A 14,238-nucleotide genomic window follows, 5' to 3' on the forward strand; every position below is an offset into this window, starting at 1 on the left:
AAGAACATCGTCAAAAAACCCGCCGGGCATAAGCCCGAGCGGGTTTTTCAATCTTAGTAATCTAACTCTTTATATAGAGGGAACTTGCCAGTCAGAGCAGCTACGCGCTGTCTTGCTTCTTCAAGTTTTCCTTCATCTTCGTGGTTTTTCAATGCAAGCGCAATGATGGCACCGACTTCATCCAATGCCTCTCCGTCAAAACCGCGGCTTGTCACAGCAGCTGTTCCGAGACGGATACCGCTTGTTACAAACGGTTTTTCAGGATCGTATGGAATCGCGTTTTTGTTTGATGTAATCCCGATTTCATCAAGCACATGCTCTGCAACCTTACCTGTCAGTCCGAGAGAACGAAGATCAACCAGGATGAGGTGGTTGTCGGTTCCGCCTGAAACGAGCTGAATGCCCTCTTTTGTTAATGATTCTGCAAGACGCTTCGCATTTGAAATCACGTTTTGTGCGTACGTTTTGAAATCATCACGCAATACTTCGCCGAATGAAACAGCTTTTGCGGCAATTACATGCATCAGCGGGCCGCCTTGAATGCCAGGGAAGATGGACTTATCAATTTTCTTGCCGAACTCTTCACGGCAAAGGATCATACCGCCGCGAGGTCCGCGAAGTGTTTTATGTGTCGTTGTTGTAACGAAATCAGCGTAAGGAACCGGGTTTGGATGGAGGCCTGCCGCAACAAGTCCCGCGATATGCGCCATATCCACCATAAAGTAAGCGCCGACTTCATCAGCAATTTCACGGAATTTCTTAAAGTCGATTGTACGAGGATACGCACTTGCTCCTGCCACAATTAACTTAGGCTTGTGAGCGAGGGCTTTTTCACGCACGTCATCGTAATCAATATATTGAGTTTCTTTATCTACGCCGTACTCAACAAAGTTATATTGAACACCGCTGAAGTTAACTGGACTTCCGTGTGTTAAATGACCGCCGTGGGAGAGGTTCATCCCAAGTACAGTATCGCCTTGTTCCAAAATCGTGAAATAGACAGCCATGTTTGCTTGTGCGCCTGAATGAGGCTGAACGTTTACATGCTCCGCTCCAAAGATTTCCTTCGCGCGGTCACGAGCGATATCTTCAACAACATCGACGTGCTCACATCCGCCATAATAGCGTTTCCCAGGATATCCTTCAGCGTATTTGTTTGTTAAAACAGAACCTTGTGCTTCCATAACCGCTTCACTTACAAAGTTTTCAGAAGCAATCAATTCGATTTTCGTCTGTTGGCGTTCACGCTCATTTTTAATGGCGTTAAACACCTGTTCGTCTTGCGCAGGTAAATGTTTCATCAGCGAGATCCTCTCCTATCCGTATCCTGTTCTTTGTTTTTACCACCACTATTGTACATGGTTTTTTAGGCCCATGTAAAAGATTATTTTCAAAAAAACAAAAATTTTATTGGCAAAAACGAATATTTATTACTTAAATTCAATTTAAAGTTCGGAATTTATTTTAACCGCGCAAATGAAAGAAAAGACTGGCCCATGCAGTCCTTTCTCATTCACACTCATAAACTGCCCGCATTCCGCCGATCAGCTTTGGCCGCGTGCGCGCCAATGTCACATGGGCTGCACCGAGACTGTTCTGAGAAATGCGTACAGGAACAGCTACCGGCTTTAAGTGCATGCCGATAAACGTGTCGCCTATATCTATTCCGGCATCTGCCTGAATGGTTTCTACCAGAACAGGAGACTTCATCTGCTTAAACGCATAAGAAGCCATCGCCCCGCCGGCTTTTGGCACAGGCACTGCGGAAACGGCCGGAAGCCTAAACAGCTCGGCCGTTTCTTCCTCCACTACAAGCGCTCTGTTTAAATGCTCGCAGCATTGAAACGCCAGATGGATTCCCGTTTGTTCCTTCAGCTCTGCAAGTCCGCTGTAGATGCTTGCCGCGATGTCTGTACTGCCTGATGTGCCGATATGGCTGCCGGCCACTTCGCTTGTGCTGCACCCAAGGACAAATATCTGATTTTCTCTCAATCCCGCTTTGTCCTGAAACTCCGACAGCATCGTCTTCCATGTTTGTGTGATCTCACTCATAGAACAGCACCCCTACAGGTTTTTCTCTTCATAGTCCGAGATTTTTCCGATGCGGGTCTGATGTCTTCCGCCAGTAAATTCAGTGGTCAGCCAGATTTTCGCAATTTCCCGTGCCAAACCGGGTCCAATCACGCGTTCGCCCATCGCGAGGATATTTGTATCATTATGTTCTCTCGTCGCCTTTGCACTGAATGTATCATGTGCCAGCGCACAGCGGATGCCTTTGACTTTATTGGCGGAAATACTCATTCCAATGCCTGTCCCGCAAATTAAAATCCCTCTGTCCACTTCACCGCTTACTACTTTCTCGGCCACCGGAAAAGCGTAGTCTGGATAATCGACAGATCCGCTGGCGCAGTCACAGCCCATATCAATATACTCAATTTGCAATTCGTCCATTAGTTCTTTGATTTCGTTTCGAATATGGACGCCGCCATGATCCGATGCTATGGCTACTTTCATCAGCTTTTCCTCCCAGCGTATGTAATGCGGCCCGCCCGCTTTGTTGACCGCGCAGCCTGTCCGCTCTTTGATTCACACCATATCGATGTGCTTTTCACTATATTCTACTCCTTCACGCAGGATTTGCAAATGACCTGTTTGCAGATTCTCTGACAAGTTATTTACCGTCATTTTTCAATTGTTCTGCAAGCTGCTGAAGAAGCGCTTCAAGCTCATCTCTCGTTTTTTTATAGATCTCAATGGTGCCGCCAAACGGGTCTATAATATCGCCCCGGCTGCCTGTCACGTATTCTTTTAGCGTAAACACTTTATCACGATAACGTTCAAATTGGCTGACAATGACCTGTTTGTGCTGGTGGGTCATTGCCAGAACCAAATCTGCCGATTCCATATGTTCTTCAGTTAATGGCGAAGAAACATGATTAAGGGCAATGCGTTTTTCAAAAAGCGCTTCGACCGCGTGAGGCGACGCTTTTCCGTTAGGTGAGGCAAATACGCCTGCCGAGCGGACGCTGACATCCAGCCCTTCCGTTTCAGCGATTGATTTAAAAAGCGCCTCAGCCATTGGACTGCGGCACGTATTTCCAGTACAGACAAAAATGATGTTCATGTCAGTCACCCCTTGTTTTTTCTATTATATATGAAGAAAAAAGAAACGGCGACATCGTTTCTTTTATTGGTATATTAAATTGGCAAAAGCAGCTTAAGGCCAAATACGATTAATATGGTTCCTCCGAGCGCTTCACTGTATGAGCCGAGCCAGGACTGCACTTGTTTTCCGATCAGCAGGCCCAGCCAAGTCAACATCATGCTGAAAAGCCCAAACAGGGTAATGGTGAGAAGCGGGTGCGAGCCGTATATTCCCAGACTCAGACCGACGGAGAAACTATCGAGGCTGACGCCGACTGCAAATAACAATAAGCCAGGCCCAGCCGGCGACATCAAACGTTCTTCTGACTGTTTAAAAGATGCGATCACCATTTGAACACCGAGAACAAACAGCAGTGAACCCCCGATATATACAGCTACCATACCGAGGAGCCCTGACAGCATAGTTCCCGCCGCCATCCCTCCGAGAGGCATGATGACGTGAAAGAGACCGATAATGAATCCAATATAGAATATCTGCTTTTTTCTGAGTTTGACCATACCCATTCCCAGGCCCACAGAAAAAGCATCCATTCCTAAAGCAAACGCCATGATGCTTAAGGTAATCAGTTCGCCTATAAACATTTCCGACATCACATACATAACCCCCTTGGACACGCCCGCTTTTTTAGCCTATGCATGTCCAAAAAGGGTTAGAACTTCTGACTGTATCAGCGAATCACTCTTCCTCCGGCTGCTTTCATCAGCCTGTTCATAATAGCAAGTCCGACGCCTGTGTGAGGAAACGATTCTGCAATAATAAAATCAACCTTCTCTTCATCAAAACTGCGCAGAGCATCATAAAGAGCTGCCGCGACTGTTTCAAGCTGATCTCTTCTGCCGCAGCTCTTAACATAGTCAGCTGAATAAAAATCCGCGTTTTCTTCTGTCGTCAGGACGCCGACCCGTTTTCCGCCCCGCTGATATTCTTGAATGAGCGTTTGAATGCGCTCAGGGCTGCCTTCAGAAATAACAAGCGGCGCTGACGGCGCGTAATGTGTATATTTCATTCCCGGAGAAATCGGCTTCTCATTTTGATCGGCAAGCCCTTTATCCACAAGAATCGGTCCGATTTCAGCTTCTATTTGTTCTTTTGTAATGCCGCCCGGACGAAGGAGCACAGGAATGTCGCCCGCACATGAAAGTACGGTTGATTCGACACCGATTCCAGTAGCTCCCCCATCCATTATTCCCGCTATGCGGCCCTCCAAGTCGTGAGCCACGTGTTCAGCCTTTGTCGGGCTTGGTTTGCCCGATAAATTAGCACTCGGCGCTGCAATCGGGAGACCCGCGGCACGGATGAGTGCCAGAGCCAGAGGATGATCAGGCATTCTGACGGCCACTGTATCCAGTCCTGCGGTTACACGGGGTGACAGCGCACCAGGTGTACAAGGTAAAATAAGTGTAAGCGCCCCTGGCCAAAAGCGCTTCATTAATATTTTCGCTTTTTCTGGCGCCGGACCGGTTAAGCCGTCAAGCTGGCTGATATCCGCAATGTGGACAATCAGGGGATTATCACTCGGCCGCCCTTTCGCTTCATATATTTTTTTGACAGCATCTGTGCTTTTCGCATTTGCGCCGAGACCATATACAGTTTCTGTCGGAAAGGCGACAACCTCATTTTCTCGGAGTAAAGCGGCTGCTTGTGTAATTTGTGGATCATTTGTGGATAACTCCCCAGTTACATCCACAAACCATCTTTTCGTTTTCATTTCTGACCAAACTCCTTATTCACAACAATAAAACGATCGTTTTACGCGTGTAATCCTTTTGAAAGTATAAAAGATGTCCTGTAATAAAACAAGCGTTATCCACAAATTGTGGACAACGCATATAAAGAAGTGGATAAGTTTGTGTATAAATCTCACTTATCCAGATGCTTTTTTCATTAAGACGGCCCCTTCCGCTTGCCTTGATTCACAGAAATGATCCGAGGCAAACAGCTCTTCCGGCACACTCTCCGCCCGTTCAAATCCCATCGCCCCCAGGAAATCAGCTGAAGAATGCTGATTGGCTACCAAATATATCGTTTTGATCTCATGCTTTTCACAAAGCACCTCCATGCTTTGAAAGAGCGACACAATATGACCTTGGTGAAGCTTGTCCGATATCACAAGTGAGCGAAGCAGGGCTTGATCGCAGCTGATTTTTTCGATACCTAGACAGCCGGCTATGTTCTTCTCGCTGTCCTCCAGCATCAGAAACTGCGTGAACCCTTCCCTTACGCCCTCATGATTCGTTTTGGCCTGTTTTAAAAATTCCTCAAGTATGTCTCCGTCCTTTTCCCTTGCCACCCGCAGTTGATAAAACATTCGTTCACCCCGTTTTCAGCGTTCTTTCTTCCAATCTATGAGGCAAATCTATTTTTAGACCTGGTGATTAAGAAAAAAGATCGGAAAACCATTCTACAACGAAGAATTTCACTTCTGTATCGTCTTCTTTCTCTTTCTCATCTTCTTTTTCAGCTTTTTCCGCTTTGGCTGTTAAGTCCTCAAGAGCTTTTTCCGTTTGTTTTTTTGAGGCTTCTTTATCTTCTTGTTCTTTTACGGCTTCTCCGTTTGAAAAATCAAGAAAGCAGAGCGGCGGGAATAATACACACCACCAATTCGCGCCTTCACCGTTACCAAGCGTGATCAGGATGGCTTCGTATTCTCCAGCAGGATATACCATGCTGCCGTAAAGCTTTGTCGGAAATGAGATTTTGTCAAAATCAACAGATATCGATTGGCTGGCGCCTTCTTTTTCCATGGTTTCTTTTGCAATTTCCTTGATCTCAGGCAGCTTTGAGCGGATCAAACGCCGCGCTTCTTCAATAGAAGTAATATCCTTAACCCATGTTGTGATTTCTTTATTGACGGCGTCTCTGATACGACGCTTTAATTCTTGGTCCTCGTCACGATCGCTGTTTGCCAATATTCTCAGGCGAATCGCCTCGTCCGGAATGACAACCGGCTCATTTTCAGATTGCTGTGCCGTCTCTTCTTTCGCCAATCCTACGAGTGCCCCAGATAATAAAAGAAACATATATATACAAATGATAACTGTTTTTTTCATCGGTCCCCACCGTTCCTCTCCTTGCTTTGTATCTAGCCCTATTATGGACAAGGAACGTATGGAGTAAACCTGCAGCGGCAAAAAAATCTAGCAAGCTTTGAATCTAATTTATGGTACGATAGTGTTTTAGGAGGTTTAAAATGAAATATCATTACACAGTGCTGCTGTCCGCGTTCACGATGTCAGTTCTTTATTCTATTATTTACATTCATTCCTTTATTATAGCTGCTCTCGTAACGATGGCCTTTTATTTCTTATTTCCTTACCTACTTTTCGCGCTGCCGCTTCAAATCATGATGAATAAAAAGCCGAAACGGTTCAGCCCTTTGTACTTGCTGTATTATCTTGCCGCGGCGTTTATCGCCAACGCGATCATCTTTGGCGTGCTGCAGCCTTCCGGGCACTCCCTTCTTCAAAATACAGCTTTTTACATCTTCGCTGTATTAACAGCTGTTGTCTACTGGATATGGGATTCTGTTTTGCTGCAAAAAAAGGAAGCCTCTTAAGGGCTTCCTTTTTCATTAGATCAAAACGGTCAATAGATAACATAGAATAGAAGGTATGGCAGCAACAAAGAAAGCAGCTGATATTTTCAAACGGGCTGTCCGGCCTTCTTTGGTTTCTGAATGATAATTTGCCCGCTGGTCGCTTCCGCTTACAGCCAAACCCGATGTCACAATGGCAAGCCCGATCAAAACAAGAGATGCAATGCCGAAAATGAATTCATAAGAAATCGCTTGCGCAAAAATCGAACCCACCATACTTTCAATGGCAATAAGTAAAATTCCTGCTGTCAGGGCCTTTTTCATCTTTTACATCCCCTTTGCTGGTGTTAAAACAGCTTGATGGTCCCGTTCTTATCTCAACTCACCAGCAAGCTGCTTATTTATTCTTATGAATTACCGCGCATATGGTTCTGTCTTTTCCGTTAATATCCTTCAGGACTTCAACTTCCGCATCCTTAAACGCATGCAGTATCAGCTCTTTTACAGCTGCGCCCTGCTTCCACCCGATTTCAAAGACGACAAGCGCGGTATTCTTCATCACCAGCGGAATAGCTTCCATAAACCGCTTATAAAATTTCAGCCCGTTTCCGCCGTCAGTGAGAGCATGCAAAGGTTCATGGAAACGGACAATCTCAGATAAATCGGCCATCTCTTCTTCAGAAATATACGGAGGGTTTGAGACGATAATATCCGCTTTTTTTCCTGCCTTAATAAAGGGTTCAAGCAGGTCGCCTTGAAGAAAATGCACCTCCGCTCCGAGCTTTTCAGCGTTGGCTGAAGCAACGTCCAGCGCCTCTTTGGAGATATCAATCGCTGAGACAGAAAAGTTTTTGTTTTCCAGTGCAAGCGTGACGGCTATTGCGCCGCTTCCGGTGCCGACATCTACCACATCGAGCTGTTCTCCTTCAGAAAAGACACTTCTATATTTCTCAAGAAGATGGTAGACAACCTCTTCCGTTTCCGGACGCGGGATCAGCACGTCATCATTTACTATAAATTCACGGCCGTAAAAAAACTCTCTTCCAATAATGTACTGAACCGGTACGCCTTCTTTGTGCATATCGACGTGGCGTTCAAAGCGATACAGTTCATCTTCGCCGATCGGTTCCTGTAAGCTGGCGAGCAGCTTGCTTCTATCCATTCCGGTATCATAAAGCAGAAGCAGCTCAGCTGCATTTTCTTCTCTTCCCGCTTCCGTTAAATAAGAAGAAGCCCATTTCAGGGCTTCAAATATCGTCTTCATCTTAACTATCCGCCTGCTGAAGCTTGCTTGCCTGATCTTCTACGATCAGTGCTTCAACCACTTCGTCCAGTTTTCCTTCAAGAATCTGATCAAGCTTTTGAATGGTCAGGCCGATTCTGTGATCCGTCACACGGTTTTGCGGGAAGTTGTATGTGCGGATACGCTCAGAGCGGTCACCTGATCCGACAGCCGATTTCCGTGTCTGATCATATTCAGCTTGAGCTTCCTGCTGAAATTTATCATAGATTCTGGCGCGGAGAACCTTCATCGCTTTTTCTTTGTTCTTGATTTGAGATTTTTCATCCTGACATGATACGACAACGCCTGTCGGCAAATGCGTCAGACGAACGGCAGACATTGTCGTGTTCACGCTTTGTCCGCCCGGTCCGCTAGAAGCAAACGTATCAACGCGGATATCCTTCTCATGAATGTCAACCTCTACCTCTTCGGCCTCAGGAAGACATGCTACTGTTGCAGTAGATGTATGGATACGGCCGCCTGATTCTGTTTCCGGAACACGCTGAACACGGTGAGCGCCGTTTTCATACTTGAGCTTAGAATATGCACCGCTGCCCGTAATCATAAAGATGATCTCTTTGTAGCCGCCCGTTCCGGTTACACTTGCTTCCATGACCTCGGTTTTCCAGCCTTGAAGCTCGGCATAGCGGGAATACATTCTGTACAGGTTGCCTGCAAATAAAGCGGCTTCCTCTCCGCCTGCCGCTCCGCGGATCTCCATGATAACGTTTTTATCATCATTAGGATCTTTCGGAATCAGGAGCACTTTCAGACGCTCTGACAGTGTTTCCGTTTCTTTCTGGAGTTCAGAAATCTCTTCCTTCACCATGTCGCGCATCTCAGCATCAAGCTTATCCTCAAGCATCGCTTTTGCATCAGCCAGCTGTTCTGACGCATCTCTGTATTGTCTATATACGTCAACTGTTTCTTGTATATCAGATTGCTCTTTCGAATATTCTCTAAGCTTTTTGGGATCGTTGACAACTTCTGGATCGCTTAAAAGCTCATTTAATTTTTCATATCGTTCTTCGATTGACTTTAAACGGTCTAACACGGTCTTCACCTCTGTTTTCCTGTGCGTAACATTCTCATTATAGTATAGGGACTATCGCCAGTCAAAAGCATTTCAATCCCAGTTAAAAAAGCCTCCTCTGCTATACTGAAAAAGAGGAGGGATCGTATTGTTTACATCTATACATCATATTGCAATCATATGCTCGGATTATGAAAAGTCGAAAGCTTTTTACGTACATAAGCTCGGTTTTCAGGTGATACAAGAAACATACCGAGAAGAGCGCGACTCCTATAAGCTAGATTTGTCGCTCAACGGCTCGTACGTCATTGAGCTGTTTTCGTTCCCTGATCCACCCGCACGTCAAACCCGGCCTGAAGGTGCAGGGCTCCGACATCTTGCCTTTACGGTCAGCAGCTTAGATCAGGCTGTTCAGGAGCTTCATGAAAAAGGAATCGAGACAGAGCCGGTCAGGACAGACCCGCTGACAGGCAAGCGGTTTACCTTCTTTTTTGATCCCGATCAGCTTCCGTTAGAGCTGTATGAGCAATAATGGTTTTTGAGGAAAAAAGGGGGATGCCCACTTTCTTTGCCGAATCTTTTCTTGTTTTGTCTAATGGGAAGGGAACCGCTCCCCATGGTCGAATACCTAGCTAAAAAGGAGGTATGGGATCATGAATACAAATATGGTAGCAAGTGAACTCGGCGTCTCCGCAAAAACAGTGCAGCGGTGGGTGAAGCAGCTGAACCTTCCGGCTGAACGGAACGAGCTCGGACACTATTCGTTTACGGCTGAAGATGTGCAAACCCTGAAATCTGTTCAAAAACAAATTTCTGAAGGCACGGCGCTTCAGGATATTAATGTGCCGCGGAGCAATAAAAAGCGCACAGGCTTCCTTGTCCAAAAAATAAACAGTGACACAGAGAAAAGACTCGAACAGCTCGAACAAAAGCTGGACACCTTATTACAGCAAAAGCAGGAAGAAAACGGGCTGCTGGCAAGAATTGAGGAATTGGAACGCCAGCTTAAACAAAAAGCCGATGAAGGCGTATCCTATCAGCTTCTGCAGCACAGAAGAGAAATCGATGACATTCTTGCCGACCTGCAATCAATGACCTCACAAATGAAAGAATTCACCGCTCAGCCGACCCCTGAGACTGCTGCTTCATCCGAAAAAATAAAAACAAGAAAAAAACCGCTGCTGTCACTATTTAAATTCCAAACGTAAAGTAAAAAAGCTCCCCGTAAAGGGAGCTTTTTTAATTACGCAGTAAGCGCAATAATAATTGGAAGTGAAATCAATGACAGAATTGCACTGATCACAAACGCAGTCGCAGTTTCTTCCTCTTGTTTCTCGAAACGAGTCGCAATCATGGCTGCAACGGCAGAACCAGGGAATGCAACAAGAAGGATTGCTTTTGTTGTTTGGTCAGCTGGAAGTCCGACTGCAAGAGCAATCAGGAACATTAACGCAGGCTGAACCGCAACTTTTAGTAACGCAATACCGATAGCCGGCAGACTGAGTTTAATCTTACGAATACCAACGGTAACACCGACAGCAAAGAGAGCAACACCAGATGTTGTACTACCAAGCTGATCAAGCATTTTAACACCCAGCTCAGGAAGAGTGACACCGCAAAGCACTAGAATCATACTGATTAAAGGAGCTGCTGCAAGTGGCTCGGAAAGACCATGCAGAATGGATTTCCCTGTCATCTTCCAAAAACTGTCGCCGCTCTCTCCGTTTTTCTTAGAAGACTCACCCACTGTAGCTATAATAATCGCAAGCGGATCAAGAATCGCGTTAACAACGATACCTGTTACAGCGATCGGAATCGCAACCTCTTGCGCACCGAACAAGCTTCCCAATACAGGAATACCCATAAATGCGAATGTCGGCTGTGCAGAGTTCAAAGAAAACACGGATGAGTTCGTTAAATCATACTTAAAGACAAATCTGCAAACCAATAAAATGATGATATAGAAACCAACAATCCCGATAAGTAAAGAAACCATTAATGGAACTTGTGATAAAAATTCACTTCTGGAAGTTGTCAAAATACCAGCGATAAAGTGAGCTGGAAGTGCGTATTTCGTTACTAACGTACTTACCCCTTTTGCTGACTTGGCATCATAACTTCCGAAATGTCCTGCAAACCAACCCAGCACGATAACAAAGAAGATCGGTGCCAGGAGGATTAAGATATCTAAGATGCTCAAAATATTCTCCTCCAAATCCTATGTCCGTATACTTTAGCTTTATACAAAGCTTTCCCTCGGACAGAAAAATTACACGCTTATTATTTTGCGATGACTTTTTTGTATTCAGGTGTCCACATTGCATCAAGAACAGCTTGTTTTACATCTTCAGGCTGACGATTTGCTACGCCGTCTTTAATCGCTGCTTCAGCTACAGCAATGGCAACTTGAATAGATACTTCTTGAAGCTTGTCGATGCTTGGAAGCAATCCAGCTCCAGGTGTTTCAAAATCAACCATTTCAGCAATCGCATCAGCTGTTGCAGCAAACATAGCAGGTGTAATAACACGCGCTTCAGCTACGATTGAACCAAGGCCAAGACCAGGGAATGCGAATGCGTTGTTAGATTGTCCGATTTCATAAGAAACGCCATTGTACTCTACATTGTCAAATGGGCTTCCTGTTGCTACAAGCACTTTTCCGTCAGTCCATTTGAACAGATCTTCAGGAACAGCTTCTGCAAGATGAGTCGGGTTAGACATCGGCATGATCACCGGACGGTCTACGTGAGATGCCATCTCTTTCACAATTTCCTCTGTGAACGCTCCTGAAACCCCTGAAGTTCCGATTAAGATCGTTGGTTTCGCTTGGCGAACCACTTCATCGAATGGAATTTGGCCTTTTTCATCGCGTTTCCAGTCTTTCACTTCTGCTGCACTGCGAAGGTAAGGTTTTTGGAAATCAAGGATGCCTTCCATATCGTCTGTTAACAGGCCTCTGTAATCAAGTGTGAAGAACGCTTTGTTTGCTTCTTCTTCAGATAATCCAGCAAGCACCATTGTGTCACGGATCTGGTCAGCAATACCGATACCAGCTGAACCTGCACCGAAGACAACTACACGCTGATCTTTAATAGAAGCGCCTGTTTTCTTCATAGCAGCAAGCACACCAGCTAGTGTAATTGCGCCTGTACCTTGAATATCATCGTTGAATGTCAGGATTTCGTTGTTGTATTTTTTCATGATATTGCGCGCGTTTTTGTTACCAAAGTCTTCCCAGTGAAGAAGCGCTTTAGGGAAGAATTTAAGCGCAGCTTTTACATACGCATCAACGAATTCTTCGTAACGTTCATCAGAGATACGTTCATGGTGGTTACCAATGTATAAAGGATCATTTAAAAGTTTTTCGTTGTTTGTACCGACATCAAGCACTACAGGAATAACACGGCTAGGGTCAATACCAGCTGCAGCAGTGTAAACAGCCAATTTACCGATAGCGATGTTAATACCGCCTACTCCCCAGTCACCGATACCAAGGATACTTTCAGAGTCAGTTGCAACGATAAGATCAATATCGCCTGCTGTCGCATGAAGGTTTTCAAAAGCCTTTTCAATACCGTCAATGTTGTCGATTGACAAGTAGATACCTTGAGGTCTTCTGTATTCATGGCTGTATTCTTGAATGGCTTCACCAACTGTTGGTGTATATACAACAGGAAGCATTTCACGCAGGTGATTTTGCAGCAATTTATAGAAAAGAACTTCATTGCGGTTAGCAAGATCATTTAAGTAAACATTTTGACGAAGGCGGTCTGGCTGAGCTTTAAATTGCTCGTATGCGCGTTCTGCTTGTTGATCAAGAGAAAGTACAGTTGGCGGAAGAAGTCCTTCTAAGCCAAGTTCTTGTCTTTCTTCTAACGTAAAAGCAACACCTTTGTTTAAAGTAGGAATAGACAAAACTTCTTTTCCTCTTAATGTTGTTTCTAAATGGCCTTCCTTAGTTTTTTTTATGTTATTCAAGCAAATCTCCTTCTTTCTTGAAATAGTTAACCAAGTTAAGTAATAACTCATCTAAAAATAACCGATCATGATCTTTATGCGACTTTGTGACAATTATTCGAACAATGTCTCAAAACTATTTACATTACGTTAGTTATTTTATGCCTGTCAAAATCAAAATTCAAGGGAAGAAAATTACTTAATTTTTTAATACACTTATTTAAATTTTTTAATTGGTTGTTGTCAGAATATATAAAAAAACACCAGCTTTTCGGCCGGTGCATTCTATCTTTTTACCCATGTTTTGCATTAGTTTTTAGATTTTCCCGGAACTTCGTGGTGGTGTCTGCATCTTGCTTCATAGGATTCAGACGCACCCACCAGAATGACCGGATCATCATAAGAAGCCGGCTTTCCGTCAATGAGCCGCTGTGTTCTGCTTGCCGGTGATCCGCAGACGGAACAGACGGCCTGCAGCTTCGTCACACTTTCAGCGATGGCCATAATATCCGGAACAACGCCGAACGGCTCTCCTCTGAAGTCCATATCAAGACCTGCTGCGATCACACGATATCCTTTATCGGCAAGTGCTGATAAAACATCAATGATCGCCCGATCGAAGAATTGAACCTCGTCAACTGCGATCACATCCGTGCTCTCACTGATATGATCCCAAATGTCCGCAGCCGAAGAAATGGCATAGCTCGTCATAGATGTTCCATTATGGGAGACAACAGCATCTTCGCTGTATCGATTATCAATCACAGGTTTAAAGACCCTGACCTCCTGCTTGGCGTAAGTTGCTCTCTTCACTCTTCTGATCAGCTCTTCAGATTTCCCCGAGAACATACTGCCGCAAATCAGCTCAAGCCACCCGCTTTGCTTCATTATGTACATTGGCTCTGCTCCCCTCTCTCTGCCAGCTGTGTTTTTGACATACAAAAAACAGGCAAGAACTGCTTCTTGCCTGTTGAAAAATCTATTATTACTTAAGACCGTATTTTTTATTAAAGCGATCAACACGACCATCAGCAGAAGCGAATTTTTGACGGCCAGTGTAGAATGGGTGGCATTCAGAGCAAATCTCAACGCGTACCTCTTCTTTTACTGAGCCTGTTTCAAATTCATTTCCGCAAGCGCATTTAACTGTTGCTTTTTTGAAATTAGGATGAATTCCTGCTTTCATTGTATCCATCTCCTTCCGCCCTGAATCCCGTGTGGAAACAGAGTTATTATTTCGGAGCATTGTCCGAAACGCATATGAG

18 protein-coding genes are annotated in these 14,238 nt (G+C 44.9%); 3 read left to right on the plus strand and 15 right to left on the minus strand.

From position 1 onward, the window contains the following. Positions 1-53 precede the first annotated feature (53 nt). From glyA to spoIIR, 8 genes are all read right to left on the minus strand, one after another. The gene (gene glyA / locus NSU16_RS18405; protein ID WP_010332237.1) at positions 54-1,301 is read right to left on the minus strand and encodes a serine hydroxymethyltransferase; all 1,248 of its coding nucleotides are present in this window, start codon (positions 1,299-1,301) and stop codon (positions 54-56) included. A 208-nt stretch (positions 1,302-1,509) separates the two neighbouring features. After that, a complete protein-coding gene (locus NSU16_RS18410; RefSeq protein WP_168748973.1) occupies positions 1,510-2,052 on the minus strand; it encodes a TIGR01440 family protein in 543 nt (180 codons plus the stop codon). A 12-nt stretch (positions 2,053-2,064) separates the two neighbouring features. Then, positions 2,065-2,514, minus strand: coding sequence for a ribose 5-phosphate isomerase B (gene rpiB / locus NSU16_RS18415; protein WP_339191692.1), 450 nt, complete (start codon positions 2,512-2,514; stop codon positions 2,065-2,067). A 157-nt stretch (positions 2,515-2,671) separates the two neighbouring features. Further along, positions 2,672-3,124, minus strand: coding sequence for a low molecular weight protein arginine phosphatase (locus NSU16_RS18420; protein ID WP_010332239.1), 453 nt, complete (start codon positions 3,122-3,124; stop codon positions 2,672-2,674). Between the two features lie 74 nt (positions 3,125-3,198). Next, the gene (locus tag NSU16_RS18425; RefSeq protein ID WP_010332240.1) at positions 3,199-3,756 is read right to left on the minus strand and encodes a manganese efflux pump MntP family protein; all 558 of its coding nucleotides are present in this window, start codon (positions 3,754-3,756) and stop codon (positions 3,199-3,201) included. A 77-nt stretch (positions 3,757-3,833) separates the two neighbouring features. Further along, positions 3,834-4,874, minus strand: coding sequence for an L-threonylcarbamoyladenylate synthase (locus NSU16_RS18430; RefSeq protein WP_339191693.1), 1,041 nt, complete (start codon positions 4,872-4,874; stop codon positions 3,834-3,836). Between the two features lie 156 nt (positions 4,875-5,030). Further along, positions 5,031-5,474, minus strand: a complete 444-nt coding sequence (locus NSU16_RS18435; RefSeq protein WP_339191694.1) for a hypothetical protein — start codon at positions 5,472-5,474, stop codon at positions 5,031-5,033. A gap of 67 nt (positions 5,475-5,541) precedes the next feature. Beyond that, positions 5,542-6,216, minus strand: coding sequence for a stage II sporulation protein R (spoIIR, locus tag NSU16_RS18440; RefSeq protein ID WP_010332243.1), 675 nt, complete (start codon positions 6,214-6,216; stop codon positions 5,542-5,544). A 140-nt stretch (positions 6,217-6,356) separates the two neighbouring features. Between spoIIR and NSU16_RS18445 the strand changes: the two genes are divergently transcribed. Continuing rightward, positions 6,357-6,722: a UPF0715 family protein gene (locus tag NSU16_RS18445; RefSeq protein WP_326329990.1), complete on the plus strand. Its 366-nt coding sequence runs from the start codon at positions 6,357-6,359 to the stop codon at positions 6,720-6,722. Positions 6,723-6,737: 15 nt separating this feature from the next. Here NSU16_RS18445 and NSU16_RS18450 read toward each other — a convergent pair whose 3' ends face one another. The 3 genes from NSU16_RS18450 to prfA form a co-directional block, all read right to left on the minus strand. Beyond that, positions 6,738-7,025 carry a DUF5316 family protein gene (locus NSU16_RS18450; protein WP_024123177.1) on the minus strand — a complete coding sequence of 96 codons (288 nt, stop codon included), beginning with the start codon at positions 7,023-7,025 and terminating at the stop codon, positions 6,738-6,740. Between the two features lie 73 nt (positions 7,026-7,098). Beyond that, a complete protein-coding gene (gene prmC / locus NSU16_RS18455) occupies positions 7,099-7,965 on the minus strand; it encodes a peptide chain release factor N(5)-glutamine methyltransferase (protein WP_268471610.1) in 867 nt (288 codons plus the stop codon). 1 nt (position 7,966) lies between these two features. Continuing rightward, the gene (prfA, locus tag NSU16_RS18460) at positions 7,967-9,037 is read right to left on the minus strand and encodes a peptide chain release factor 1 (protein ID WP_010332247.1); all 1,071 of its coding nucleotides are present in this window, start codon (positions 9,035-9,037) and stop codon (positions 7,967-7,969) included. Between the two features lie 121 nt (positions 9,038-9,158). Between prfA and NSU16_RS18465 the strand changes: the two genes are divergently transcribed. Continuing rightward, positions 9,159-9,548 carry a VOC family protein gene (locus NSU16_RS18465; protein WP_339192722.1) on the plus strand — a complete coding sequence of 130 codons (390 nt, stop codon included), beginning with the start codon at positions 9,159-9,161 and terminating at the stop codon, positions 9,546-9,548. A gap of 121 nt (positions 9,549-9,669) precedes the next feature. Beyond that, positions 9,670-10,224: a chromosome-anchoring protein RacA gene (gene racA / locus NSU16_RS18470; RefSeq protein WP_339191695.1), complete on the plus strand. Its 555-nt coding sequence runs from the start codon at positions 9,670-9,672 to the stop codon at positions 10,222-10,224. A 35-nt stretch (positions 10,225-10,259) separates the two neighbouring features. On the opposite strand, the gene NSU16_RS18475 is transcribed toward racA, so the two are convergent. From NSU16_RS18475 to rpmE, 4 genes are all read right to left on the minus strand, one after another. After that, a complete protein-coding gene (locus NSU16_RS18475) occupies positions 10,260-11,216 on the minus strand; it encodes an AEC family transporter (protein ID WP_010332250.1) in 957 nt (318 codons plus the stop codon). An 80-nt stretch (positions 11,217-11,296) separates the two neighbouring features. Then, entirely contained in the window at positions 11,297-12,994 is a 1,698-nt protein-coding gene (gene malS / locus NSU16_RS18480) for an oxaloacetate-decarboxylating malate dehydrogenase (RefSeq protein WP_326218532.1), read from the minus strand. A 288-nt stretch (positions 12,995-13,282) separates the two neighbouring features. Beyond that, complete coding sequence (locus tag NSU16_RS18485; protein WP_168748980.1) at positions 13,283-13,870, minus strand: thymidine kinase; 588 nt, start codon at positions 13,868-13,870, stop codon at positions 13,283-13,285. An 88-nt stretch (positions 13,871-13,958) separates the two neighbouring features. Further along, positions 13,959-14,159, minus strand: coding sequence for a 50S ribosomal protein L31 (gene rpmE, locus NSU16_RS18490; RefSeq protein ID WP_003151132.1), 201 nt, complete (start codon positions 14,157-14,159; stop codon positions 13,959-13,961). Positions 14,160-14,238: the final 79 nt, after the last annotated feature.

The sequence above is a fragment of the Bacillus sp. FSL K6-1003 genome (genome assembly GCF_037964945.1).
In the GTDB taxonomy this organism is placed as follows: domain Bacteria; phylum Bacillota; class Bacilli; order Bacillales; family Bacillaceae; genus Bacillus; species Bacillus mojavensis.

Coding starts and splice junctions, on each gene's coding strand:
- glyA (WP_010332237.1), bottom strand. CDS start 1,301: ATGAAACATTTACCTGCGCAAGACGAACAGGTGTTTAACGCCATTAAA.
- NSU16_RS18410 (WP_168748973.1), bottom strand. CDS start 2,052: ATGAGTGAGATCACACAAACATGGAAGACGATGCTGTCGGAGTTTCAG.
- rpiB (WP_339191692.1), bottom strand. CDS start 2,514: ATGAAAGTAGCCATAGCATCGGATCATGGCGGCGTCCATATTCGAAAC.
- NSU16_RS18420 (WP_010332239.1), bottom strand. CDS start 3,124: ATGAACATCATTTTTGTCTGTACTGGAAATACGTGCCGCAGTCCAATG.
- NSU16_RS18425 (WP_010332240.1), bottom strand. CDS start 3,756: ATGTCGGAAATGTTTATAGGCGAACTGATTACCTTAAGCATCATGGCG.
- NSU16_RS18430 (WP_339191693.1), bottom strand. CDS start 4,874: ATGAAAACGAAAAGATGGTTTGTGGATGTAACTGGGGAGTTATCCACA.
- NSU16_RS18435 (WP_339191694.1), bottom strand. CDS start 5,474: ATGTTTTATCAACTGCGGGTGGCAAGGGAAAAGGACGGAGACATACTT.
- spoIIR (WP_010332243.1), bottom strand. CDS start 6,216: ATGAAAAAAACAGTTATCATTTGTATATATATGTTTCTTTTATTATCT.
- NSU16_RS18445 (WP_326329990.1), top strand. CDS start 6,357: ATGAAATATCATTACACAGTGCTGCTGTCCGCGTTCACGATGTCAGTT.
- NSU16_RS18450 (WP_024123177.1), bottom strand. CDS start 7,025: ATGAAAAAGGCCCTGACAGCAGGAATTTTACTTATTGCCATTGAAAGT.
- prmC (WP_268471610.1), bottom strand. CDS start 7,965: ATGAAGACGATATTTGAAGCCCTGAAATGGGCTTCTTCTTATTTAACG.
- racA (WP_339191695.1), top strand. CDS start 9,670: ATGAATACAAATATGGTAGCAAGTGAACTCGGCGTCTCCGCAAAAACA.
- NSU16_RS18485 (WP_168748980.1), bottom strand. CDS start 13,870: ATGTACATAATGAAGCAAAGCGGGTGGCTTGAGCTGATTTGCGGCAGT.
- rpmE (WP_003151132.1), bottom strand. CDS start 14,159: ATGAAAGCAGGAATTCATCCTAATTTCAAAAAAGCAACAGTTAAATGC.